Below are 26,350 nucleotides of genomic sequence, written 5' to 3'. Positions count from 1 at the left end.
TCTCAAACTTGTCATTATGCTAATGTTACTAAAAAAAGAAAAAGACTACAAGAATGAAAACTCACTCGTGTAGTCTTTTAGTTGTATAATTGTGAAAATGTTAAGACAAATATGCTTTACTATTCTAGGATTAGTCTTCCATCAATGTTTGATTAGCTGTGATAATTGCTAATTTATAAACATCTTCTTCAACACAACCACGTGATAAGTCAGAAATTGGTTTCGCCATACCTTGTAAGATAGGTCCAATTGCTTCGAAACCACCGAAACGTTGTGCAATCTTGTAACCAATGTTACCTGATTGGATTTCAGGGAAGACGAATACAGTTGCATTACCAGCTACTTTAGAATCTGGTGCTTTTTGTTTCGCAACAGCTTCAACGAATGCTGTATCAAATTGCATTTCACCATCGATTTCAAATTGTGGTGCTTTTTCTTGTGCTAAGCGAGTTGCTTCAGCTACTTTTTCTTGTTCAGGTGATTTCGCTGAACCTTTTGTTGAGAAGCTTAATAAAGCAACTTTAGGGTCGATGTCGAACATAGCAGCTGTTTTAGCTGATTCAACAGCGATTTCAGCTAAACCTTCTGCATCTGGGTTGATGTTGATAGCACAGTCAGCGAAGACATACTTTTCTTGGTCACGGCCACGTAACATGATGAAGGCACCTGATGTTGAACGCACACCTGGTTTTGTTTTGATGATTTGTAATGCTGGACGAACAGTGTCACCAGTTGAGTGGCGTGCACCTGATACTAAAGCGTCACAAATATCTTGATATACTAACATTGTACCGAAGTAGTTTTCATCACGTAAAATTGTACGAGCTTGTTCTTCAGTTGCTTTCCCTTTACGGCGTTCCACAAAAGCAGCAACCATTTCATCGAATGCATCATAGTTGTTTGGATCAATAATTTCGATATTGTTGATGTTAAAGCCACGTTCTTGTGCAATCTCTTTTAAGTTTTCTGGGTTACCAAGTAAAACTGGTTCCATTAAACCTTCTGCTTTCAAACGTACTACAGCACCCAAAATACGTTCATCGTATCCTTCTGGGAAAACGACGCGAATTTTTTTACCATTAATTTTTGCTTTTAAACTATCAAACATATCCATTTAACAATAACCTCCTAGAATTATAAAACGTTTACATACCTTATTTTAACATGTTCTCTAATCTTTTGTTATAACAATTATTGCAAACATAATAATCTTTGCTTATAGGTCTACTTATACTGATTTCAAAACAATTTTTCTGGATTATAAAAACAATTTTGCATATGATTGTATATCTGCTTGATCTGCATAGGCTTTAAATGCCTGGAATTTTGTATCATATAAAGCAGCTTGGTCAGTTTCAGGCATCACAATTTTCACCTCTGGCAAGGGCTTCAGTCCTGGACCTTCAATCATAATCCCTGCCCCAACAACACTGGCATCTTCACTAGAAACATATTGCAATGGCACCCCTAAAATATTGGCTATCCATTGGCAAATAGCCGAATCCGTAAAGATTTTTCCATTCACTTGAATAGATGGCAATGCAACATCTGTCGTAGAGAGCACCAATTCAATCACTTGTCGTGCTTCCAGAAATACCCCTTCAAACACCGCTTTTGCCATAGCCATGCGACTAGTATTGCCCGCAATTTCCTTGAATTCAGCACGTAGAAACGCGTTCCAATAAGGCGCACGTTCACCATTCAAATAAGGTAGGAAATATGGCCCATGGTCTGTTACAGCTTCCCCGTGCAGTGCATCTAGCATTTGGGAAAAAGACATACCTAATTCGTTGAAAGCAAAGTTTTGATACAACCAATCTAGGACATTACCCGCATTGTTCAAAGGACCGCCCACAATATAATATTGCCCTTCATCTACCATATAAGTAAACAAAGCCCCACGCTCGCTAACCACTAAATCTTCTGTTAAATAACGAATGGCCCCAGAAGTCCCAAATGAAAAAACAAAGGGACTGACCAATTGATCATTAGCTTGATTTTCAACAGCGTATGCCAGATTCGCTAGATTTGCAAGTGCCCCATCCGTTGACCCTAGTAGGAGTTGGAATGATGTTGGCAAGCCTAATTCGGCCAGAATATCAGCTTTTACAGGATAGCTGGCTGTCGGTGCTTGTAAACTTGGCAATTGATTTTCGGTTAATTTGACTAAGTCCAATAAGTCGCGAGACCATTTTTTCCCATCAATATCTAAAAGACCCATGGAGGATGCTGTTGGATAGTCGATGATAAATTCACCAGTTAAGCTGCGAATTATATAGGCTTTTATGTCCATAAATTGTACTTTTGTATCGGCAAATAATGCTGGTTTTGCATCGTTTAAATAAGCCAATTTTACAAAGGGATTCATGGAATGGATAGGTGTTCCTGAAATTTGGAAGTATTTATCACCACGTCCATTTTCACGCATGGCCTTAGCGACTTGCTTAGCGCGTAAGTCGGCCCAGGTCATGGTTTGCATCAATACCTCACCATCGGGATTCGTGGCTAAGAGCGCGTGCATTTGCGTTGAAAAAATTAAACGATCGATATCTGGGTATTTGACCGCCATTTGGCCTAACAAGTCTTTTAATTGTTGGACGACACGTTCAGGATTGCTTTCATGCTTACCTGTTTCGTCTTGGTCGATAATGTTACGGGCTTCAATGGTTTCGATAATGGTATAAGGTGTTTGGACAACGGCTAATTTTAAATTGGTGGTCCCTAAATCTGCTACGTAATATTGCATAGTAACCTCTCTTTTTCAGTATTTCCCAATTACATGTGGGAACGTTTACATTTCATCAAAGAAAAGAAGCAACAAATCACTGGATATATCAATGAGTTGTTGCTTCTAAAATGGTCATTCGACCTGTTTATTAACGGATTTCAGCTTGGAAGTCGTTGATTAGCGCTTCTGTAATTCGTGCTACATCAGCGGTTACTTCTTCATCAGTTAATGTTGCTTGTGGGTTTAAGTATTTTAATGTGTAAGCCATTGATTTCTTACCATCTTCGATATGTTCACCTTGGTAAACGTCGAAGATTTCAGTTGCAACAAGGATACCACCTTTAGATGCTTTTTCGATGGCAGCTGTGATTTCAGCATTTGTTACGGTGTCCGCAACTAAGATGGCGATATCACGTTCTGATCCAGGGAATTTAGCGATTGGTGATTGTTTCACATCAACTTTAGGTAAGGCATATACTTTTTCTAATGAGATTTCGAATACTAATGTATCTTTTAGGTCGTATTTGTCGGCAATTGATGGGTGTAATTGTCCGATGAATCCTAATTGTACAGGTTCTTGGCCTTTTGCTTCAGCGTAAACTAGGGCTGTACGGCCTGGGTGCATGTCTGGTAAGTCGCTAGCTGGTTCAAAGCTGATAGCTACGTCTAGGTTGAAGCTGTCTAAGACTGCTTCTAGTGCACCTTTCATGTCGTAGAAATCAACAACTTTTGCTGGATGACTCCAAGTTTTGCTTGCCGCATGACCTGTCCAAGCAGCAGCTAGATGTGTTTCATCAACTGGTAATGCTGCGTCAGCCCATTTAAAGACACGGCCAGATTCGAAGATGGCTACGTCAGCTGTTTTACGCGCTACATTGTATTGAACGATTTCTAATAAAGTGCTCAATAAGTTGGTACGCATCACACGGCGGTCGTCAGACATTGGGAAGTCTAACGCTACTGGTTTAGCATTTTCCATTTCAAGTACAGTTTGGTTGTCACCTGTTAATGAGTAACCAATTACTTGGTTGAAACCATTTGCCAACATTTGATCGTTGGTACGACGTTTGAATAATTGCCAATCTGTGTAACCCATGTTTACAGCATTTACTGAAGGTAAGCGAGAAGGTAATTTGTCGTAGCCATAGATACGCGCAATTTCTTCTACTAAATCAGCTTCAATGGTAATGTCCCAACGACGAGATGGTACGAAGACTGTGAAGTTTTCGCCGTCACCTTCGATGTCGAATTGTAATTGTGCAAAGATTTGTTCGATATCAGCATAGCTTAAGTCCATACCTAAACGTTTGTTCACGTAAGTTAAAGTTGATGATACTTGAACTGGTGTTAAGTCGATTACAGATACACGTTCGCGACCTTCAACGATTTCACCGCCAGCTAATTCATGCATCAATTCAGCTGCATAAGCACCTGATTCTGCAACAGTTGCATGGTTGATACCACGTTCGTTACGCATTGATGATTCTGAATGCAAACCGTTACGACGTGCTGTTTTACGGATGTGGATTGGTTCGAAAACTGCAGCTTCGATTAATACGTTTGTTGTATTTTCGTCGATTTCAGTATCTAAACCACCCATCACACCTGCTAAAGCGATTGGTTTTTCACCATCAGTAATGACGATATCTGTATCTAACAATTTACGTTCTACTTCATCTAAAGTGACTAATGTTTCGCCTTCTTTAGCTAAACGTGTTTCAATCACTTTATTCGCCAATTTATCATAGTCAAAGGCATGTAATGGTTGACCATTTGCCATTAAAACATAATTCGTTGCGTCAACAACATTGTTAATTGGACGGATACCAGATGCCATTAAACGTAATTGTAACCAAAGTGGAGATGGTCCTACTTTTACATTTTTCACTAAGTAAGCATTGTATTCTGGCACTAATTCAGTATCAGCCACTTTCAATTCAAGCGCGTCTGCTAAATCTTTACCTTCATATTTGCTTGTGTCAGTTGTTTCGATGTTTGCTTGACGGTTGTATACAGCCGCTAATTCCCAAGCAACACCACGCATTGAAAAGGCATCAGCACGGTTAGGTGTGATATCTAATTCAATGATTGGGTCATCCATTTGTAGGTATTCTACAATGTCTGTACCTGGAACTGCATCTTCAGGTAACACCATGATGCCATCAGCATATTCTTTAGGTACTACAGAGTTAGCGTAGCCGATTTCTTCTAAGGAACAAATCATCCCTTGCGATACAACGCCGCGCATTTTACTTTTCTTAATTTTTACATTGCCAGCAATACGTGAGTTAGGTAAGGCAACGACAACATTTTGACCAGCAGCTACGTTTGGTGCACCACACACGATTTGGTATGGTTCATCTTCGCCAACATTTACAGTGGTTACTGAAAGGTGGTCTGAATCTGGATGTGGTTCACAAGTTAATACGTGACCAACAACGATTTTCTTCAAACCGTCACCTAATGCTTCAACGCCGTCAACTTCGATCCCTGTACGCGACATGCGTTCCCCAACATCTTGCGGATTCAAGTCAGCAAGATCGATAAATTCATTCAACCATTTATATGATACTTTCATTGATTGCTTACCCCTCTTCCGTAAATTGTTTTAAGAATCGTAAATCATTTTGGTAAAAATGACGAATGTCGTCAATACCATATTTCAACATTGCAACACGGTCTGGTCCTAAACCAAAGGCGAAACCAGCGTATTCTTTTGAATCGATACCAGCCATTTCAAGTACGTTCGGGTGAACCATACCACCACCTAAGATTTCAATCCAACCAGATTGTTTACAGATGTTGCAGCCATCGCCACCACATTTGAAACATGTTACATCGATTTCTACAGATGGTTCAGTGAATGGGAAGTAACTTGGACGTAAACGTACTTCAGTATCTTCACCAAACATGTGACGGGCAAATAATTCTAAGGTACCTTTTAAGTCAGCCAATGATACATTATGATCTACTACTAAACCTTCAATTTGATGGAATTGGTGAGAGTGGGTCGCATCATCATCGTCACGACGGTAAACTTTACCTGGTGAGATCATTTTTAATGGACCTGCTGAGAAATCATGGGCATCCATTGCACGAGCTTGTACTGGTGATGTATGCGTACGTAGCAATACTTCATCATTGATGTAGAAAGTATCTTGCATGTCACGTGCTGGGTGATCTTTGGCTAAGTTCATACGTTCAAAGTTGTAGAAATCTGATTCAATTTCTGGCCCTTCTACGACTTCGTAACCCATTGAAACGAATAAGTCTTCGATTTCTTCCATTACTTGTGTTAAGACGTGTTTTGTACCTGTAGTCAGTTTTTCACCTGGTAAAGTCACGTCGATTGCTTCAGCTTGTAATTTTTCATTTAAAGCTGCTGCTTGGAAAGCTATTTCTTTTTCTCGTAGTTTAGCTTCCGCTTTATTTTTTAATTCATTGGCGTATGCACCAACTTTTGGACGTTCTTCAGCTGATAAATCACGCATACCACGTAAGGCTTCTGTAATTGGTCCTTTTTTCCCTAAATATTTCACGCGAACGGCTTTGACATCTGCCAAGTTTGCTGTTGCTTCAATTTCTTGTGCAATTTGGTTTTCGATTGCTTGTAAATCTTCTACAATACTCATTTTGCATCTCCTTCATATTGTTGTATGTGGTGAGTGACGGGTTAAAATGGATGGTGCTAGTGAATTTTGTGTCATCTTGTATTGTTGAGTCCTATCCTTTTCAAAAAATAAGCACTCCTATACGCACAAAAAAAGCCTTCCATCCCTAAAACTAGGGACGAAAGACCGTGGTACCACCCTGATTCCAGTATAGTTTCCTACACTAGCACTCATTAATCGTTTTAACGGGTCGACCGGACACTCTTTTGAATATTGCTATTCTCCCGAATGCCTACTCTAGAAGTGAAAACAATTCAAACTTATTGGTAAGTTTTGCAGCAAGCACTTACTCTCTGGGCAATAAGTATTTTTGAATTGTTGTCTTCTGTTAAGGTAATTTCTATTATATTTTAGCGGTTTCTAGTATTTTGTCAACCTTATTCGGCTGGTTCCATCCATTCATCCGCCCAAACGTGTAAGCTATTGAAGATTTTTTGTAAATCTTGGCCTTTTTCAGTCAAATTGTAAATTGTCACCATGTGGCCATTTACTTCTGTTTCCTCTTTGCATACGATACCTTCTTCGCTCAATTCACGAAGACGTTCAATCAATACACGGTCAGAAATACCGTTGATTGAGTCGCGTAATTGACCAAAACGTAAAGGTGTAGCAAGTAATACTTCAATGATTAAGCTATTCCATTTTTTACCAATTACCTTACATGCATGTTCCATTTTCGCGCACATTACTGGCAGCGATTCTTGTTTAATTGTAATTTCCATTTTCATCTATCTCCTTTTGGGTTTCTATTAATTCGATTTTTTCTTCTACTGGGACTTCTTTATGTTTCCGTCCGCTCAATGCTGGAATAACAAGCTTGCCGACAAAGGTTTTGAATGCTTTGGTCAGCTTGCTTAAAGAGAAATTAGCCAAACTTGGTTTGACAAAGTCTTCTGTGGCAATATATTTGTCCACAAAGGTTAGTAAATAAGATTCTTTATATTTAGGGAATTCTGGTGTGGCTAGCCACATATGTTTCAAGATGATATCCTCTTCGACCTCTGATAAATCCGTTACTATCCGTGCATTAATCAATGCAATTTTGGGATGGTTTCGTAAATGTGACCCTTTGGAAAAAGTCACTTCACCAGGTACATAATAGAATAAATCATGTAACAATCCTGCCCTTGCGCAAGCCTTATAGTCCCAATGTAGATTTTTAGCTAATCGGTAAGACATATAAGACACAAGGTAGGAGTGGGTCAAGCGATTACCATGCACATGTTGCTTATAATACGCTAGGTCCGTCACAAAGGGATGATCCTTGGTATCCGCAATGATTGCCATATATTCCTTATCATCTTCCCAAAAATAATGTTCTTCTTGTTCGTTCACATAATCACCTTTTTTCGACAAATACATACTTTCAGCTCGTTTTCCAACTAACAGCCTTTCGAGATTCGTTATTGCTAAGCATATCACGAATTGCTTCAAAATTTAGAAGTATATCGATAAGAATTTATCAAGATTTGGGTGGAAATTGATACATGACAATTGCGCCTGCAATGGCAACATTTAATGATTCGGCAGAGCCGACCATTGGAATATATAAAGATACATCGGTCATATCTTGGACCAATTGGCTTACGCCATTTCCTTCATTACCTAACACAATCGCCCATTTACCTTTGCTTTGTAAGTCAAAGGCATTGGATGCGTGTGCTTGGTCATTTAGTTCGGTTGTAGCAATAAAATAATCATGTGCTTTTAAAGCTGGTATGGCTTCGTCTAAATCCAGTTCATAGGTATTGACTGCAAAGTGTGAACCTTGCATAGACCGTAAAACTTTATCATTAAACAAATCAACCGTTCCCTTACCTAAGATGACATCGCGGTATCCAAAGGCATCCGCAGTACGGATGATTGTCCCAAGGTTACCGGGATCTTGGACTTGGTCCAAAATCAAAACGGCATCATTTAAGTGGTCGAAATCAATCGTTTTGGCTTCAGGCAAGGTTGCAACCGCAAAAATATCTTGATGTTGCTCCGTTTGACTAAGGCTTTTAGCCACTTCAGGGGTCACTTGGGTGAAAGGTAGGTTATCGTCCATACTTTTAAATTTTTCAATATGGGCATGACTACTTTCTGGTACATAGTAGATCATATCGATATCTGCCTTGGCTTGTATCGCCATATCAACCAAGTGTGGTCCTTCTAAAATATATTGACCAGCTTTTTTACGTCCTTTGCGGGTAAATAATTTTTTTAGCTCTTTGATTCGGGCATTTTGGACCGAAGTAATGATTTTTTCTACCATAAGATTATTTTGCTTCTTCTGGTTTAATCAATTCATAGATTGCTTCAGCATAAATTGCAGCTGAACGTAATAAATCACGTACGGCTAAGAATTCATTTGCTTGGTGCATCGTGTCGATTGAATCTGGGAATAATGCACCATAGGCAACCCCACGTTCTAATAGACGACCATAAGTACCACCACCGATTGAACGTTCATGACCTTTTTCACCAGTTTGACGTTCGTAAACGGCTAATAAAGTTTGCACCAATGGATCATCCGCTGGTACATAGTGAGGTTTTTTGTTTGTTTTCGTACCATCTACAAATGTATAGTGGTAAGTTTCACCATGTTCTGCGAATGTCGCATCAATTTCACTGTATTCTTTACCACGAGGTACGCGGATATTTAAGACAGTGTATAATTTGCCATCTTCTTCACCAACTAAACCAGGGTTAACAGTTACTGTACCCATGATTTCATCTTCATGTGCGATACCTAAACGTTCACCGTAGAAGTCTTCATGTACCAATTCACCTAAGAATCGTAAAATATCATCTTTCGCTAAGTCATCATCTAATTGTAATAACAATTTAGCTAAGAAAGTTGCAGCATTGAAACCAACACTTGGGTTCATTGCATGGACAGCTTTCCCTTCAACAGTAATGGTATATTCATCATTGTCTTGGCTTGTGATAATTGTGATATCAGGATTTGCTGCTTGGAAATCTGCAATGATTTGATCAGCATCTGCTTTAATGCCAGTTACAACTGCATGTGCTTCACCTGGTACCATGTTTTCACGAAGGCCACCTTCAAACGAAACTAATTTTTCGCTACGGTTGTCGAAAATTAATTTTGCAGAGTACATACCTTTTTCACCATTAATAATTGGGAAATCAGCATCCGGAGAGAAACCGAAGTCAGGTTTGTCTTCTACTTCAAAGTAGCGTGTAACACCCTTCCATTCACTTTCTTCATCCGTACCAATGATAAAACGAACACGTTTCGCCACTGGTAAACCTAATTCTTTAATTACTTTCAAGCCGTAGTAAGCAGCCATTAAAGGACCCTTGTCATCAGAAGCACCACGCGCATAAATACGTTCATCGCGTACTTCAGGTTTAAATGGATCAGTGTCCCATTTATCATCAACAGGTACAACGTCTACGTGTGCTAACACACCTAGCGTTTCGTCACCTTCACCATATTCTGCATGACCTGCAAGATTATCAACATTTTTCGTTGTAAATCCATCACGGTCAGCAATTTTTAAGAATACTTCTAATGCTTCTTTTGGACCTGGTCCCACTGGCGCATCAGCAGTTGCCTTACTGTCGTCACGGACACTATTTACACTTAATAAAGTGAATAAGTCTTTCATTAAGTCATCTTTACGATTGTTGATTTCTTCTTGCCAATTAATTGTCATAAGAATCCTCCTAGTTAATTATCTACGTTACCTATTTTACCACAGATTCGCGATAAACTCACTTGATTCGACTATTAAATTGTAAGTAGAACCGCAGAGGTTAGACGAAAAGGATAAATTTGCAATGTTCACCGAAATGCAACAAAACTTTGCAGATATGTAAGCGAATACATTCGTTGTACTTTTTTCACATATTTAGGCGGATTATAAACGGTTTTTGGGTAAAATTTGGGTCATTTAGCAATTTTTACAATAAAAAGGTTACACTTTTAACACTTTTGTTCTATAATTTCTTTATGTTAAACGCTTTCACAACGACGCATCATTCCCAGATGTATTAGTGAACGATATCACAAGTTAATTTTTGCAAATATTTGTAAGCGTTTTTTTACCACTACAAGATGGTCTGCGAAGAATAGACCAGAAGGAGGAAATTATGGCACAAGGTACTACAACAAAAAAGGTAATCACCAATTCTGAAAATGACGCTCGCCCTTTTGGCATGCGTGACAAAATTGGTTATATGTTCGGGGATTTGGGTAATGACATGACCTTCATGCTTCAATCCATGTTCTTGATGGTCTTCTATACAGAAGTTTGGGGTGTGTCTGCAGCACAAGTCGGTTTGCTATTAATGATCGCCCGCTTTGTGGATGCTTTCACTGATGTCGGTATGGGGATTATCGTGGACAAGTCCGCTCGAACTAACGAAGGTAAGTTTAGACCTTGGATTCGTCGTATTGCTGGACCTGTTGCCATTTCAAGTTTCCTTATCTACCAAACTGGTCTTCAAGACATGGGTATGGGCTTTAAAATTGTATATATGTACATCACTTACTTGCTATATGGATCAATTTTCTATACAGCAATCAATATCCCGTATGGCTCAATGCAAGCAGCCATTACAAGTAACCCTACTGAACGTACGCAACTATCTCAATTCCGTTCAATGGGTGCGACATTAGCCCAATTGATTATCGGATCAGTGACCCCGTTAATTATTTATTCAACAATTAATGGTCAAGAAGTTGTGAAAACGGATAGCACCTTTACCATACTTGCAGGTGTTTTCTCAATCCTAGCCGTATTATTCTACTTCTTCTGCTACAAGCTAACTACTGAACGCGTGAATGTTGATGCCGCGTCTGTTGAAGAAACAGTGACTGTTGAAAAACAAGCTTTCGGCAAAGAATTATGGACAACCATCAAAGGCACATTTGGGGCTTTGAAAAACCGCGCTTTAATCGGTATCATTTTCACTGCTCTATTCATGATTCTAGCCCAATTGATGATCTCATCAATCAACAACTACTTGTTCCCTAACGTCTACAATACATCAGATGCCTTATCACAATTTAACATGATCAACCCAATTATCGCCTTAGTCATCGCTACTCCAATCGCACCGATTATCGCCAACAGAATTGGTAAGAAAGAATTTGGTATCTTAGCATTAGGTCTAAGTGCCTTAGCATTCGGTTCACTATACTTTATCCGTCCTGAAAATGTAATCGTATACATGGCATTTGCTGCCGTTGGTATGTTTGGATTCTTCAGCTTTAACGTTGTTATCTGGGCTATGATTACTGATGTTATTGATCATATCGAAATTGAAACACATCACCGTCAAGATGGCCAAGTTTACTCTCTATATTCATTCTCACGTAAAATGGGTCAAGCCATTGCTGGTGGTGTATCTGGTATCGCCCTTTCAGCAGTCGGTTACCAATCAGGTGCCGTTGCACAATCTGAAGAAGTTTTAAATGGTATCTTTAACCTTGGTACAATCATACCTGCCATTGCCTTTCTATTAGCTGCCCTATCATTAGTATTTATCTTCCCATTAGGTAAAAACAAGGTAAACGAAAATGCAGCAATCCTAGAAAATCGCCGTAACAACGGTTAATCATATCGCATCTCCTTTTAACGCATTGGTGTATATCACCAGTGCGTTTTTGGTTACCCAGTTTTATTGGAACATTCCAGAACGAAGCCATATTCTGTAAAAATATGGAAATTAGTCCCGAATGGATACGTCATTCGGGACGGTATATTGTGTTGATTCCAGAATGACCAAATATTCTGGCTAAAAATCAGCAATCCTACACATGGGGAGCCTTGTTCTGTAAACCACTATGTCTCTAATACAGAATCAGCGACTATTCGGGACTAATCTATAAAATCGTACAGAATGAAGTTTCATTCTGTACAAATGACTCTCTCGTAAAAAATAAATAAAAAGCTTGGTGTCACCACCAAGCCTTCCTATCGAAAAAAACATCGAATGAAAAAAGAGTAGCGACATTAAATCGCTACTCTTTTTAACTTAATATTCAAATAGTTCTAGTGGCTCACCGTCGAAGATGGCTTTGCGCAAGGCATCGCCGTCTACTTGGACGTATTCGCCTGCTTCTAGTTCTTCTGGTAAAACGAGTTGGCCAATTCGTTGACGATGAAGTTGTAAAACTTCACAGTCAATGGCTTCAAACATGCGCTTCACTTGGTGGTATTTACCTTCTGAGATCACGACACGAGCAAAGGATTCACCTTTTTCCGCATCCACTTCATCGATAAATAATTCAGCTGGTTTCGTGATATCGCCTTGGCCGATATTCAAGCCTTTAGCGAATTTTTGAATATGGCTGTCATTCAAGACGCCGTCAACTAAGACTGCATACTCTTTATCTACATGCTTTCTTGGTGACATCAAATCATGATTGAACTGACCATCATTGGTAATCAACAGGAGTCCTGTTGTATCTTTATCCAAACGACCAACAGGGAATGGTTCATAGGTTAAAACCGTTTCTTCATCTAATAAATCAATCACCGTTTCCCAGCGGTTATCCTCAGTTGCGGAAATAACCCCATCTGGTTTATGTAGAATGATATAAACAAATGGTTCGTAGGCAATCACTTGCCCGTCCACTTCCACAACATCATTTTCCACGTTCACGGTTTGATTGGCTTTTTTCGCCGGTGCACCGTTCACAAATACTACTGATTGCTTAATCAAATTCTTCACGTCCGTACGCGAATATGGTGTCATACTCGCGACGAAACGATCCAGTCTTTGATTCGCTTTTATATTTTTATTTGTCATATTTACTCATTCCTAATTTGGCACGTAAGCGCTTGGCTTTGTCGCCTAGTAAAATATCTAATATTTTGAAACGCAAGCCGCCGACACCGTAAACCAAGACACCCACAGCTGCAACAATGACCATTTGTAGGATTTGTTGGAAAAGTGAATGTTCTGGCGACAAGATAAAGCGACGTAAAATTTGGTTCACTACCCAAGTCGCAATCCCCATTGCACCAGCTAAGAGAACGATGCCACGGATTTGGACAAACAACTCTCCAATAGAGAAGTTAATGCGGACATGCAAGCGCCATAGATAATATGCCGCAATGGCGATAAAGGCAATCGCGGTCGCAATTTGCGCACCTGGTGTTCCAAAGAAAGCAAGCATCGGTAATTGTAATAGCATTTTGATCACCATACCAATGGCTAACCCAAAGATAGCTTCCTTAAAGAAGGACATCGATTGCATCATAGCAACCAATACCGCAAACAAGCCCATGGTAATCGCTACGAATGACGATAACTGTAATAATGATGTCCCCATTGGATCGTATGAATAGATAAAGGCATATACAGGCTCAGCGAGTACGGCCATACCGATGGCTGATGGCAACATAACCAAAGTAAATAGTTTCATGTTATGCATGACAAGCGCCTTGGTATCAGGGAAGTCGTGGTTGGCACGGCGGTCGGACCGTCGCGGATGGCGTCTGTCTGCAATTTTTTCCTCAATTTTACGCTTCTCTTCAGAGAAAGTTGCGGAAATAACGGAAATTGACGTTGAACCGATCGCCACAGCAAGTGACACAATTACGGTTACCAACTTGTTGGCATTGGCCCCAAAAATCGCGTATTCATTGATTAATTGATCACGACTCAATTCTGAAACCCGCTCCATAATCGGCATGTAGGTATTTAAATCAATCAGGCGCGACAACTCAATTGCCGAACCGGAAATGATAAACGGAATTGCAATCGAAACAATCTCGATCAACAAACGAACCGTCGACACATCCGACTCTTCCTCAACCGCATACAAAGCCTCTTCCTTCGCGTACACTTTTCTATATTTGAAAAAGAAATACGCTAGGGTTGCTAGGGCAGCCAAGGCACCGATAAATGCTGCAAAAGTCGAATGGGTCACGGCTAGGACCATATCACCGCCACGAATAATACGGATAATGTATACCGCTGCTAGCATGTAAATCACACGCAAAATTTGCTCAGCAATTTGCGACATGGCAGACGGTTTCATATCTTGGTGCCCCTGGAAGTAACCACGGATAACCGAAATCGTCGGTAGAATGACAAGCGCTGGTACAAGTGAGCGAATGGTCAATACCACTGACTCAAAGTTACGAGCTGGCGTCGATTGAGCTAATTGTGGTGCAAAGGTCCACAATAAGACCCCACCAAGAATCCCGGTAATAGACATTAAAATCAACCCTGAACGGAATAAACGACGACCCGTTTTATATTGACCGCGGGCATTATAGTAAGCCATTTGCTTTGCAATGGAATCTGGCACCCCTGCGATGGTAATCGACAAGAAAATCGCATAGTAGTTATAGCCAATATTAAACAATGAATTGGCCTCGTTCGCAATTTGTGGGTCCCCCATCCAGCGATACCACGGGATGACATATAAAACCCCTAGAATACGAGAAATCATCGAAGCCGCCGACATCCAGGCAGCTCCCGTATTCATTTTCTCCTGCGCTGACGCCGACTGCTTCTCAGGCAACGGTTCAGCAGGCACTTCATCTGCCGCCACAACGACAGTATCTTCTATTTCATGGTTCCGACTCATGTTCGGATCATCTACACCCATACTGAATTACTCCTCATTATATAAATTCTTTGATTTGTTCCATTTCGAAAAACACTTAGCTTTCATTCTAAACAATAAAACCAAGCATTTCAATTGAATCACATTTAAAAAAGACTTAAAGATTTCATTATCATGATTCTTAACATTTCCATCTCTACAAGCATACCCCTATAAAGCAAAAACGACCAGAAAAATATCTGGTCGTTAAAAAATTATACACCTAAATTAAATCAAAAAAATCCAACTGTTTTTTTGATTCCCATAACTCTATCAAATTAATATCATCACTATTAGGATGGATAACTTCTTCCTTATTGATTTTCACTAATACAGGTACATTAATTGCAGTCCCCGTAATGATCGCCTCACCCTTTCCTAGATTTGGGATATTCTGATAAGAATATTTATCCAGAGTTGGCATAGTGTTTTCTAACATTTTTAAATCTTTTTCATTTACTAATCGATGTATAAAATAATTATGGAGTTGTGACATAATAGTTGGAGAAATATCCGCAGGTCTCTGGCTGGACAATGTTAAATAGAATCCAAATTTCCTACCTTCTTTAATAATTTCTTCAAAAATCGAAAGCCTATAGTCTTGCCATCCATCCCCATTATTGCGGTATTCTGAATTTAGAATGTTATGAGCTTCATCGATAATTAGATGTTTTGTCTGAAATACTTTCATATTAGATACTACAGATTTCTGATTGTCATATATCATTTTTGATAAAAGCATGGGCAATAATCTTGTTACTTCAGGATTAGCATTTACCAATGAAACAATGTTTAATGATTTAAATTCATTTGTAACATTTTCTTTAATTTCAATAACTTTGTCCATACTCTCAAAAGCTGACTTTATTCTATGAAACAGAGGATTAATAAATTCAATATTGGTTGATTTCCAAGCTGAAACGTATACTTTTTGAAATTCTAAAAAATATGATAGTTTTTGTAGTTCGTTGGACTTTTCGTATTTTTCTTTCATTTCACTTTCTAATTTTTGTAGTTTAAGAATTGCTTCCCCGGCGGAGGTTATTTGCCCATCCTTTATAATTTCTATATTATTAATATTTTTAGATATATAGCTTCCATAATTATATTGATGCAAATTACCTGTTAGTCCTGATAATAATCCATCATTAATTCCCATATTTTGAGCAGCAACAATCCAATTGTTTAAAGCATCGGAACTTACGCTTTTTACTCCTATGAGAATTGCTTTTAATAACCCTACTTCCATTTTAGCAAAATCTACAGCAGTTGAAATTTTGTTATTAAATACTCTTAATGCATTTCTTAAAAAGGGAACTTGTGTCGCAGCCCTCGCATCAAATAGTATTGCTAAAATATCTGGATTAAACAAATATTTTTTTTCAATTGGTAATTTTTCCCCATAATTGAAATTTCGAGTATCAATGTTATAAATTTGCTTATATGCATCATCTATCCCAAAAATATTTTTTCCAACATATTCTCCATTGAAATCAATAACGAAAAATTGTGATTTCTCAAATATATTCGTATGATGTTTTGAGTTGAATAATTCCAAATACAATTTATGTAAAGTATTGGATTTTCCACTCCCTGTATTACCAAATATTCCTATATGAGAAGCAAAAAATTTATTTATTGGTAAATTAATTTCATTATTTTCTAAAAGAGAGTTCCCTATCAAAATTGAGTCTTCTAAAAATCCAAAACCAAAAATTAAATTTAGTTCTTCTTTTGTTGTTAAAGTTATTTCATTTCCAATCATAGGAACATGTTGACTTGTTATTTTAAATTTATTTTCTTCAATGACTCCTTTAGCTTTTAGAAATATAACTCTATTAATTGAATTTTTTTTATATCTATTATCAAACTCCGAACTTTTTATAGTATTTTGTTGGTCAATAATTTTTTCGCTAATTACCGTGGCAATAATTTTTATACTATTTTGATGTATAGTCATAAAAGCGCCTACTTTTGGGCCATTTAATATTTCACCCTTCCATAAAAATTGGGAATCATTTGACATCGAGTACATTCCCACTTGCGACATATCACCATCTACACCTATGATTACTCCTAATTTTTTTCCAAAATCTTTCATTAATCAGTACCCTCCAATTCATTTATAGAAAGAATTTTTGTTAAATTTGGCAATTCAAACGTGCTTGCTTTTCCTTCATGACTTGTTTGAAATTCTTTGTTTAAATTTTTAGGTGTAATTATTTTTAAATTATTAGGAGCAACTTCATAATTCAAATTCCTTAAAATATTTACTCTTTCCCTATCTTGATATCCAAAAACGACTACTATTAATTCCGGATTTTTCAAGGCTCTCTTAACCATTTTGGCAATGTGTTCATCATGAAATGAAAAACCAATCACAATTAATATGGATTGTGGTTTATCAAGTTCTAACTGGAAAATTCTTAACATCTCGTAAAAATGATTTGATAAAAATGTATTTTTAGGCTCATTACCATCTGGTTTAACAACAACTGGATTAGAAGAAATTTCATTTTTAATAAGTATTTCTTCATCAATTAACTCCCAATTTACCGACCCATGAGGTTTAAACAATGAAATTGAAGGAATCTCACTTATATAATTATCGTTCAAACCTTTATAGGACACTATTTGGTTATAATTTGAACTATCTAAAATTCTATTAAAATATCCCTTTGCGCCATCATTAAAAACAAATCGGTTATTCTTAATTAAGGTATCAATTGCTGATTCTATAAATAAATCATAATTAGTAGTAAATAAATTAACAGATTTTGGTATTATTCTAGAATTTGATAAATTAAGGACATCAATTAATGATTGTATAAATGAAATATATTCAAAATAGTTTTTCTCTATGTTACTTTCTCCTTCTAGATCCTTGGAGAGTAACTTTTGACTTACGGATATAACCGATTCTAATAATTTTGTATTAACAGAATCTATATCACCAGCATAATCTTTCATTAGCGCTATTGCTTGAGATGATACCCCTGATCCAATTAAAAAATTAAGTTGTTTACTTGTCATAACTTTTCTTAGTTGATTTACTAAATTTTCTCCCGATAAACTATTGTTAACGAATTCTTCCAATATTTATACCCCTTTCCAATAAACAATCCCAACGAACGATATTCCATTCTGGTGTAGTTACTTTAATATCAAGGTCTAAACAACTTGATAATCCAATATAAAAATTCACAATCAAACCTTTAAGTAATCTTATCATATATTAATAATTATAAAATACAATATATTAGAAACACCATCCAAGCCGCAGGCGATAGTGTATGTCCTTTAGCCGTGAAAAAGGATGAAAGCGAGACCTTGGCTCGCTTTCAAGCTGGGAGACCTTGGCTCCCGGCGGTCCCACGGCTTTTAAAGGACTATACACGACAAGCCGAAGGCTCATAAATCGCAAATCTTTAAAACATGGTCAAAAACACACCAAAATTAAGCCGAAGGCTAACAGAAAAGCACATCTCTAAAACATTGTCAAAAGCACATCAATACAAAGCCAAAGGCTTAAAATATATAAACATATCCGATACAAATAAAAAATCCGCCTACCTGTTAAGGTAAGCGGATTTATCATATATCTCGTTTGAATATTACTAATCTTGATTAGTTTTGGTTTTGTTTTAACATACGTACGTAGTTTGCAAGGTCGCCAATGAATAGCTCAAATTGTAAACCGTTGTGCATTACGTTTGGATCATCTAATGATTTTTCGATGATACGAGGGATGTAATCTACAGCCAATTGTGTTGCTTCTTGTACGCTAGCACCATTGGCTTGCGCACCAACAAAGATTGATCCGAAGATATCACCAGTACCGTGGAATTTACCACCGATGAATGGTGCAGTAGCTAAACCTTGGTCGCCATTTTCAGCATCAAAGTAGTAAGCACCTGTTTGGCTTTGACCATCAAAACCAGCACCTGTTAAGACAACTGATGCATTTGTTTGTTGACGTACAATGCGTAAGAACTCATCGATTTTTTCTTGTGGCCATACACCTTCAGTGTACTCAACGCCGTATAAGAAGCTCGCTTCAGTTTGGTTAGGCATAATCACATCAGCAATTGCACATAAGTTTAACATTTCTTTCGCGTACTCTTCATCGAAACCGTAGTAGAATTCGCCGTTATCAGCCATAACTGGATCTAAGTATAATTTTGCATCGTCTTTTAATAATTTTGGTAATTCACGTTCTAGGAATTTGATTTGACGAACGCTTCCAAGGTAACCTACGTAAGCCGCGTCAAATTGTAGGCCAAATGAATGCCAATGATCCACAATTTTTTCCATTTCATCAGTTAAGTCTAAGAATGTAAATCCTTCAAAACCAGGGCCAGTATGTGTTGATAATAAGGCTGTTGGAAGGATTGTTCCTTGAAGCGCCATACCTGATAAAATTGGTAATGCTACAGTTGTTGAGCATTTCCCAAAACCAGAAGCGTCGTGGATGATTAAAATATTTTTCATTTATTGCCATCTCCTCTTAATTAAACTCTAAGAATCATTATACAAACATTATTAAACTATGTCTACTAATTTGCGACGATATTCACTAACTTATCTGGCACTGCGATTTCTTTTCGTACGGTTTTACCGGCAATTGCTTCTTGTACTTTCTCATTTGCATGCGCAAGCGCGATTAAATCTTCTTTAGAAGCACCGCGTGCGATGTTGGCTTTGGCTTTAATCTTACCATTCACTTGGATAACGATTTCGATTTCGTCATCTACAGTTTTTTCTGGATCAAATGTTGGCCATGGTACGTAAGAAATACCTGGTTCATTACCAACGATTACCCACATTTCTTCAGCGATATGTGGCGCAATAGGTGCTAGTAATTGGATGAAACCTTTCACGTATTCATAGTATAAGCTGTCTGCTTTGTTAGCTTCGTTAACGAATACCATCATTTGAGAGATTGCTGTATTAAAGTGTAAGTTATCGAAATCTTCGGTAACTTTTTTCACTGTTTGGTGGTAAACCTTGTCTAATTCACCTGAGTTCATTGTTGTTACACGGTCACGCATTTTACCATTTTCGTCTACGAATAAACGCCATACACGTTCTAAGAAGCGACGAGAACCTTCAAGGCCATTTTCAGACCAAGCGATAGATGCATCTAATGGACCCATGAACATTTCATATAGACGTAAAGTATCCGCACCATATTGGTTCACAACGTCATCCGGGTTCACAACGTTACCTTTAGATTTAGACATTTTTTCGTTACCTTCACCTAAAATCATACCTTGGTTGTATAATTTTTGGAATGGTTCTTCAGTTGGTACGATACCTAAGTCATATAGGAACATGTTCCAGAAACGTGCATACAATAAGTGAAGTACAGCATGTTCTGCCCCACCAATGTATAAGTCAACGTTGTACCAGTAGTCCACTAATTCTTTAGACGCGATTTCTTTGGTGTTCTTAGGATCGATATAACGTAAGAAGTACCAAGATGAACCTGCCCATTGTGGCATTGTGTTGGTTTCACGACGACCTTTCATACCAGTTTCAGGATCAGTCACGTATAACCAATCTTCAATGTTGGCTAATGGAGACTCACCAGTACCTGAAGGTTTAATGTTGTTTGATTTTGGCAAGCGTAATGGTAATTCTTCTTCAGGAACTGTAGTAGTTGTACCATCTTCCCAATGAATAATTGGAATTGGTTCACCCCAGTAACGTTGACGAGAGAATACCCAATCACGTAAACGGTAAGAAGTTGTACGTTCACCTTTACCAGTTTCTTCTAAAATGCCAATAGCTTTTTCGATAGCTGTTTCTTTATCTAAGCCATCTAATTCGCCTGAGTTGATGTGTGGACCGTCACCAGTAAAGGCTTCAACCGTCACATCGCCACCTTCAATAACAGGTTTAATGTCTAAACCAAATTGTTGAGCGAATTCGTAGTCACGTGTGTCATGAGCAGGAACGGCCATAACAGCACCTGTACCGTATGATGCTAAAACATAGTCAGCAACCCAAATTGGGAAAGCTTCCCCTGTTAATGGGTGGATACCGTAAGCACCAGTGAAGACACCTGTTTTTTCTTTGGCTAAATCTGTACGGTCTAAGTCAGATTTACGAGAAGCAGCTTCGATGTAAGCTTCCACTTCTGCACGTTGTTCGTCAGTCACGATTTGTTTTACTAAATCATGTTCCGGCGCCAATACAGCAAAAGTTAAACCATAGATTGTGTCAGGACGTGTCGTAAAGGCAGCAAATGACAAATCATCATGACCTTGTACGTCAAAAGTGATTTCAGCACCTTGAGAACGACCAATCCAGTTACGTTGCATTTCTACAACAGAGTTTGGCCAGTCAACATTATCTAAACCATCTAATAAACGGTCAGCGTAAGCAGTGATACGCAATACCCATTGTTTCATTGGTTTGCGGACAACTGGGTAACCACCACGTTCTGTTTTACCATCGATGATTTCTTCGTTGGCTAATACAGTACCTAAATCTTCAGACCAGTTTACTAAGATTTCATCTTCGTAAGCTAAGCCTTTTTCATATAATTTGGTGAAAATCCATTGTGTCCATTTGTAGAACTTAGGATCAGTTGTATTAATTTCACGGTCCCAATCATATGAGAAACCTAATGATTTAATTTGACGTTTAAATGTTGCAATGTTTTTTGCTGTAAATTCAGCAGGGTCATTCCCTGTATCCAAAGCATATTGTTCTGCAGGTAAACCAAAAGCATCCCAACCCATTGGATGTAACACGTTATAACCTTGTGCACGTTTATAACGAGACATAATATCAGTCGCTGTATAACCTTCAGGGTGACCTACGTGTAAACCAGCACCTGATGGGTAAGGGAACATATCCATTGCATAATATTTAGGTTTTGAAAAATCATTAGAAGTTTTAAACTCTTTATTTTCATCCCAATATTTTTGCCATTTTTTCTCAATCACTTTATGATTAAAAGCCATTTTTTTCTCTCCTTTTGCAATAAAAAAATCCTATACACGTCAAAAAACGCATATAGGACGAAATTTCTTTTCGTGGTACCACCTATGTTTGTACTCTTCATACCGATAACGTTGGCGGGACGTGGTGTTTTCTGCCGAAGCATACTCAACCATCTTTGATTCAGCCTAATTCGCAAGTCGTTCAAATATACTTCCACCAACCGTATACTCGCTAAATTGAACAGTGCTTGTTACTACCTCTGAAAAGATCAATTATCGTTATCATTCTAGCATTATATAAGGCCAATTGCAAACCTATTATCAGCAGTTTTCATAGCCTTTTCAAGCCCCTAATGTCCGTGAATTCGACTTTCAATCGTCCGAAAAACCTCGTCCACAGGTAGCTCACGGTGGGCAAACAGTTGATAGTTTAATTTAGCCTGGAAGACCAACATATCAAGTCCCCCTATCACCTTGCAGCCACGCGCTTTCGCCTGCTTCATAAAAGTCGTTTCCATCTGTTCATAAATCACATCCATCACAACCGTGTCCGCCTGTAGCCATTCGGCATTGGCTAAAATGGACTGGTCTTTAGAACCTGACATCCCCACGCTCGTTGATTGGATGACAATCTCCGCCTTGCTTACAGCCTCTTCGACTCCTGGCGCATCAGCCAAATCCACAAGGTTTAACACAAGTTCAGGATAATCACTGGTCAAGGCATGGGCTACAGTTAGCAAATGGTCTTTTTCTTGAATCTTGCGGGCAATTACCGTGATATCTAGCATACCTTCTAATACGGCTTGGGCCAAGATAATCCGCGATGTTGCACCCGAACCAAAAATGACTAGACGTTTGCCAGCAAGGGACACGCCTCTATTTTTAACAGCCAGCCACAAACCAGCACCATCAGTGTTGTAGCCTATCCATTGGCCGTCGTCATTGGTGGTAATCATGTTTACAGCTTGGACATAAGCTGCAGCCTTATCTAGGCTGTCGACTGTTTCCATGGCTGCCATTTTCCCAGGCATGGTCACATTAATACCTTGAACGCCCAATGCTTTCAGATGGTTAATACGGTCGATGGTTTCAGCCTCACTGGTTTCAAAGGCAAGATAGACCATGTTGACGTCTTGGGTTTTGAAGGCGGTGTTGTAAATTATTGGTGATAGGGAATGACTTAAGGGTTGCCCAATCACGGCCGCGAACTGGGTTGTACCATTAATATCCGTGATACTGTCCATTTACGCCACCTCGTCCCCATCAAGTACAATCGGTAACTTGTCCGCTTTTAGGTCGGCAATGATTGCTGCTAAGTAGCCAGCGTATTGGTCAAAAGGCATAGTTTCCAAACGGCATTTACCAAATGAATCAGGGAATATTTCCGTAATTTCGCCACCACGACGTTTTTTGTCGTTGGTCATGGCTGCTGTTAGGTCCTCAAAATCATAGTCTTTAACCAAATTCAATTGGTTCAACAAATGATATTGGTTCAATAATTTGTTGAACCGTTCTGTTAAGAAGAGTTCGGTCAAACCTTCTTTTTCCGCCATAATTTGTGTTAGGATCATCCCGGTTGCCACACCACGTCCGTGAGACACTTTGTAGTGAGATGCTTGTTCCACGGCATGGCCAATGGTATGACCAAAATTCAGCATTTGACGAAGTCCAAGATCATGTTCATCTTCTAGGACAACATCACGTTTGATTTCCACACAACGTTTCACGATTGCACCTAGGTCGCCACTCAAGGCGTTTAAGGGACTTTCGCGGTCCATTAATTGACCGAGTAAATCGCCATCAAGAATCATGCCGTACTTGATTAATTCAGCACAGCCATCTTCAAAAATGGTCTCCCCTAAGGTTTGAAAAGTATCTAAATCACAAAGGACGCGACGTGGTTGGTAAAAAGCACCGACCAAGTTTTTGCCTTGTGGTAAATCAATGGCCGTTTTCCCACCTACAGATGAATCGATGGCAGATAGTAAAGTGGTTGGGATTTGAATATAGTCAATCCCGCGCAAGTACGTGGCAGCGGTAAAACCAACTAGGTCGCCAATCACGCCACCACCAAGGGCAATAATGACATCCGAACGTGAATAGTTCAGAGTTGCCAAGTGACCTTGTAAGGCGACATAATTTTCGGCAGATTTTTGTGCTTCACCCGCTGGCAAGACATAGGTGTCTACCCCACTCGTAATCCCCACAATGGCTTCTTGCAGATTACCAAGGTAACCGAATGAGGCCACATTTTCATCCGTTACAATCAAGACTTTCTTACCTTGAATCAAATCTTCTAAATGTGCGGCCGCATGTTTCAATAGATCGTGGTCAATTAGCACGTCGTATGGTGTTTCAACAGCTACTGTTACTTTTTCCAATTTATTCCCTCAATTCGTCATCTGCTTAACAGCGATTTTATTTTCTAATCTTATTTTAAGCTAAATCGTCGTCACTTGCATTCAAATCTTTTAAGAAAGTATGTAAAGCTTGTACTTTCGCGGTTAATTTCTTGTAAGCATCTAAAGTTAATGATTGACGACCATCTGACCATGCTTCATCCGGATTTTGGTGAATCTCGATAATCAAACCATCACAACCAGCTGCTACCGCCGCCATGGCCATTGATTCAACCCATTCACGTTTACCGACCGCATGACTCGGGTCAATCACAATTGGCAAATGCGTCTTACTACGAAGCACTGGAATCGCCGATAAATCAAGGGTATTACGCGTCGCTGTTTCGTATGTACGGATACCACGTTCACATAAAACCACATTTGGATTACCTTGGGCTAAAATGTATTCTGCCGCCATCAACATATCTTCGATGCTAGCAGCCATCCCACGTTTCAATAAAACAGGTTTGTTGGTCTTACCAACCACTTTTAATAAATCGAAGTTTTGCATATTACGCGCACCAATTTGGTACATATCAATGCCATCGAAAAGGTCGACTTGGTCTACAGCCATGACCTCAGTAACGACTGGTAAGTCATATTTGGCACCCACGCGTTCTAAGATTTCTAAGCCCTCTTCCCCTAAACCTTGGAATGCGTATGGTGACGTTCTTGGTTTGTAAGCACCACCGCGAAGCATATTCGCACCGGCATCTTTGACAGCTGCTGCAACTTCGTCTAGTTTGTCTAAGCCTTCAATTGAACAAGGACCACCAATCATGGCGAAGTTTCCTGCCCCAATTTTAATGTTACCTACTTCAACGACAGTTGGTGTTGCTTTGTAAGATAGGCTTGCACGTTTGTAGGGTTCACTAATTTTGGCTAAGATAGCTTCTTCATTGTTAGTGGCGTTCGTTTCTGTTTCTTGGATTGTTTGTGTTGTCATTTTGTTTGCTCCTTTAATTGGCTTGACTTGTAAAGTAATAAGACGACTGATTTAGATGGTGCATGTATTTTTAGCAAGAAAAAAAGCCCTCTACAACAACACCACCGAAGTGATCATTGTTGTAAAGGACTTTCTTGGGTCACTAGACGCGCTAGTGACTAAAGAACTAAAATCATATCCTTATGAAGCTACAACAAAATCACCTTTACTTGAACCGAAAAAGTAAAAGTAAAAATTAAAAAAGAAATAGAATTTTGTTGTAGTCATTGCTTGCATGATCTTAGTCCTCCTCTCGCTATTTGATAGTTCAACTTTAACAATGTCTCTTATTAAAGTCAAGAAATTTCTCATTTATTTTTAATGGGTTGTAAATACAATTTATGCTTCTGGGAAGTAGTTGATTAAGTTTAATGGTAATACGTATTCACCGTTGTCGAATACACGCATGTTACCACCAGAGATTTCGTCGATTAAGATTACTTTACCAGTAACGGCATCGAAACCGAATTCTAATTTGATATCGAATACTTCTAAGCCGTGAGCAGCGATGTCGTCACGTACGAATGATGCGATTTCTTTAGTTGTTGCAACTAATTCTTCGTATTGGTCACCGTTCATGATGTCTAAAAGTGCTAAGGCATCTTTTGTGATGTATGGATCTTCACGGTCGTCATCTTTTAATGTTACTTCAACATAAGCGTTTAATGGTGTACCTTCTGTAACGTAGTCACCGTAACGACGAACGAATGAACCTGTTGCTTTAAAACGAGTGATTACTTCTAGACCTTTACCAAATACTTGGGCTTTGCGAACAGTCATTGTGTTGTTTTCGATATCAGCATCAACGAAATGAGTTGGGTAACCAGCTTCGTTTAATTTGCTGTAGAAGTATTTTGTTAAACGTAAGCCAACTTGACCTACACCTTCGATTGATAAACCAACTTGGTTAGCACCTGGATCGAAGACACCGTCAACACCTGTTACATCATCTTTAAATTTCAACACTAATTGGTTTTCTTCTGCACCTTGATAAATGTCTTTTGTTTTACCGCTGTAGATTACTTCGCTCATT

The 26,350-nt window shown here is 38.7% G+C and carries 19 protein-coding genes and 1 other annotated feature; of the genes, 1 reads left to right on the top strand and 18 read right to left on the bottom strand.

Translation table 11 applies throughout. From position 1 onward, the window contains the following. Positions 1–130: 130 nt before the first annotated feature. The 8 genes from pta to pepV all read right to left on the bottom strand — a co-directional run bounded on the left by pta (position 131) and on the right by pepV (position 10,067). On the bottom strand, positions 131–1,114 hold the full coding sequence (pta, locus tag EF384_RS01730; protein ID WP_123779264.1) for a phosphate acetyltransferase: 984 nt from the start codon (positions 1,112–1,114) through the stop codon (positions 131–133). Between the two features lie 144 nt (positions 1,115–1,258). Beyond that, positions 1,259–2,746, bottom strand: a complete 1,488-nt coding sequence (locus tag EF384_RS01725) for a gluconokinase (RefSeq protein WP_123779263.1) — start codon at positions 2,744–2,746, stop codon at positions 1,259–1,261. 130 nt (positions 2,747–2,876) lie between these two features. Next, positions 2,877–5,306 carry a phenylalanine--tRNA ligase subunit beta gene (gene pheT, locus EF384_RS01720; RefSeq protein WP_123779262.1) on the bottom strand — a complete coding sequence of 810 codons (2,430 nt, stop codon included), beginning with the start codon at positions 5,304–5,306 and terminating at the stop codon, positions 2,877–2,879. A gap of 7 nt (positions 5,307–5,313) precedes the next feature. Continuing rightward, complete coding sequence (gene pheS, locus EF384_RS01715; RefSeq protein ID WP_123779261.1) at positions 5,314–6,360, bottom strand: phenylalanine--tRNA ligase subunit alpha; 1,047 nt, start codon at positions 6,358–6,360, stop codon at positions 5,314–5,316. Positions 6,361–6,510: 150 nt separating this feature from the next. Next, positions 6,511–6,740: a binding site (T-box leader), on the bottom strand. A 36-nt stretch (positions 6,741–6,776) separates the two neighbouring features. Beyond that, complete coding sequence (locus EF384_RS01710) at positions 6,777–7,121, bottom strand: winged helix-turn-helix transcriptional regulator (RefSeq protein WP_123779260.1); 345 nt, start codon at positions 7,119–7,121, stop codon at positions 6,777–6,779. Then, positions 7,105–7,761, bottom strand: a complete 657-nt coding sequence (locus tag EF384_RS01705) for an HD domain-containing protein (RefSeq protein ID WP_123779259.1) — start codon at positions 7,759–7,761, stop codon at positions 7,105–7,107. The genes EF384_RS01710 and EF384_RS01705 overlap by 17 nt, the downstream gene beginning before the upstream one ends. Before the next feature lie 100 nt (positions 7,762–7,861). Then, complete coding sequence (locus EF384_RS01700; RefSeq protein ID WP_123779258.1) at positions 7,862–8,656, bottom strand: TrmH family RNA methyltransferase; 795 nt, start codon at positions 8,654–8,656, stop codon at positions 7,862–7,864. 4 nt (positions 8,657–8,660) lie between these two features. After that, positions 8,661–10,067 carry a dipeptidase PepV gene (pepV, locus tag EF384_RS01695; RefSeq protein WP_123779257.1) on the bottom strand — a complete coding sequence of 469 codons (1,407 nt, stop codon included), beginning with the start codon at positions 10,065–10,067 and terminating at the stop codon, positions 8,661–8,663. A gap of 436 nt (positions 10,068–10,503) precedes the next feature. On the opposite strand from pepV, the gene EF384_RS01690 reads away from it, so the two are divergent. After that, positions 10,504–11,973, top strand: a complete 1,470-nt coding sequence (locus EF384_RS01690; RefSeq protein WP_199729694.1) for an MFS transporter — start codon at positions 10,504–10,506, stop codon at positions 11,971–11,973. A gap of 420 nt (positions 11,974–12,393) precedes the next feature. Here the strand turns inward: EF384_RS01690 and EF384_RS01685 are convergent, their stop codons facing one another. The 10 genes from EF384_RS01685 to EF384_RS01640 form a co-directional block, all read right to left on the bottom strand. Further along, a complete protein-coding gene (locus tag EF384_RS01685) occupies positions 12,394–13,170 on the bottom strand; it encodes a pseudouridine synthase (protein WP_123779256.1) in 777 nt (258 codons plus the stop codon). Then, positions 13,160–14,983: a putative polysaccharide biosynthesis protein gene (locus EF384_RS01680; protein WP_123779255.1), complete on the bottom strand. Its 1,824-nt coding sequence runs from the start codon at positions 14,981–14,983 to the stop codon at positions 13,160–13,162. The genes EF384_RS01685 and EF384_RS01680 overlap by 11 nt, the downstream gene beginning before the upstream one ends. 220 nt (positions 14,984–15,203) lie before the next feature. Further along, positions 15,204–17,081, bottom strand: coding sequence for an ATP-binding protein (locus EF384_RS01675; RefSeq protein WP_123779254.1), 1,878 nt, complete (start codon positions 17,079–17,081; stop codon positions 15,204–15,206). Then, positions 17,081–18,013: an SIR2 family protein gene (locus tag EF384_RS01670; protein WP_123779301.1), complete on the bottom strand. Its 933-nt coding sequence runs from the start codon at positions 18,011–18,013 to the stop codon at positions 17,081–17,083. The genes EF384_RS01675 and EF384_RS01670 overlap by 1 nt, the downstream gene beginning before the upstream one ends. A 594-nt stretch (positions 18,014–18,607) precedes the next feature. After that, positions 18,608–19,471 (bottom strand): pyridoxamine kinase, encoded by an 864-nt coding sequence (locus tag EF384_RS01665; protein WP_123779253.1) that lies wholly within the window; start codon positions 19,469–19,471, stop codon positions 18,608–18,610. Between the two features lie 65 nt (positions 19,472–19,536). Further along, positions 19,537–21,954 carry a leucine--tRNA ligase gene (gene leuS / locus EF384_RS01660; protein ID WP_123779252.1) on the bottom strand — a complete coding sequence of 806 codons (2,418 nt, stop codon included), beginning with the start codon at positions 21,952–21,954 and terminating at the stop codon, positions 19,537–19,539. Positions 21,955–22,283: 329 nt separating this feature from the next. Beyond that, positions 22,284–23,177, bottom strand: a complete 894-nt coding sequence (locus EF384_RS01655) for a shikimate dehydrogenase family protein (protein ID WP_123779251.1) — start codon at positions 23,175–23,177, stop codon at positions 22,284–22,286. Next, positions 23,178–24,314 (bottom strand): 3-dehydroquinate synthase, encoded by a 1,137-nt coding sequence (gene aroB / locus EF384_RS01650; protein ID WP_123779250.1) that lies wholly within the window; start codon positions 24,312–24,314, stop codon positions 23,178–23,180. It lies immediately after the preceding gene. A 55-nt stretch (positions 24,315–24,369) separates the two neighbouring features. Next, positions 24,370–25,317, bottom strand: a complete 948-nt coding sequence (gene aroF, locus EF384_RS01645; RefSeq protein ID WP_123779249.1) for a 3-deoxy-7-phosphoheptulonate synthase — start codon at positions 25,315–25,317, stop codon at positions 24,370–24,372. 339 nt (positions 25,318–25,656) lie between these two features. Next, complete coding sequence (locus tag EF384_RS01640; RefSeq protein WP_123779248.1) at positions 25,657–26,349, bottom strand: phosphoribosylaminoimidazolesuccinocarboxamide synthase; 693 nt, start codon at positions 26,347–26,349, stop codon at positions 25,657–25,659. Between the last annotated feature and the right edge of the window lies 1 nt (position 26,350).

This window comes from Aerococcus agrisoli, from assembly GCF_003797145.1.
GTDB lineage: Bacteria > Bacillota > Bacilli > Lactobacillales > Aerococcaceae > Aerococcus > Aerococcus agrisoli.
The sequence above is the reverse complement of the archived record's forward strand: the minus strand, read 5'-3'. Positions and strand labels throughout refer to the sequence as shown.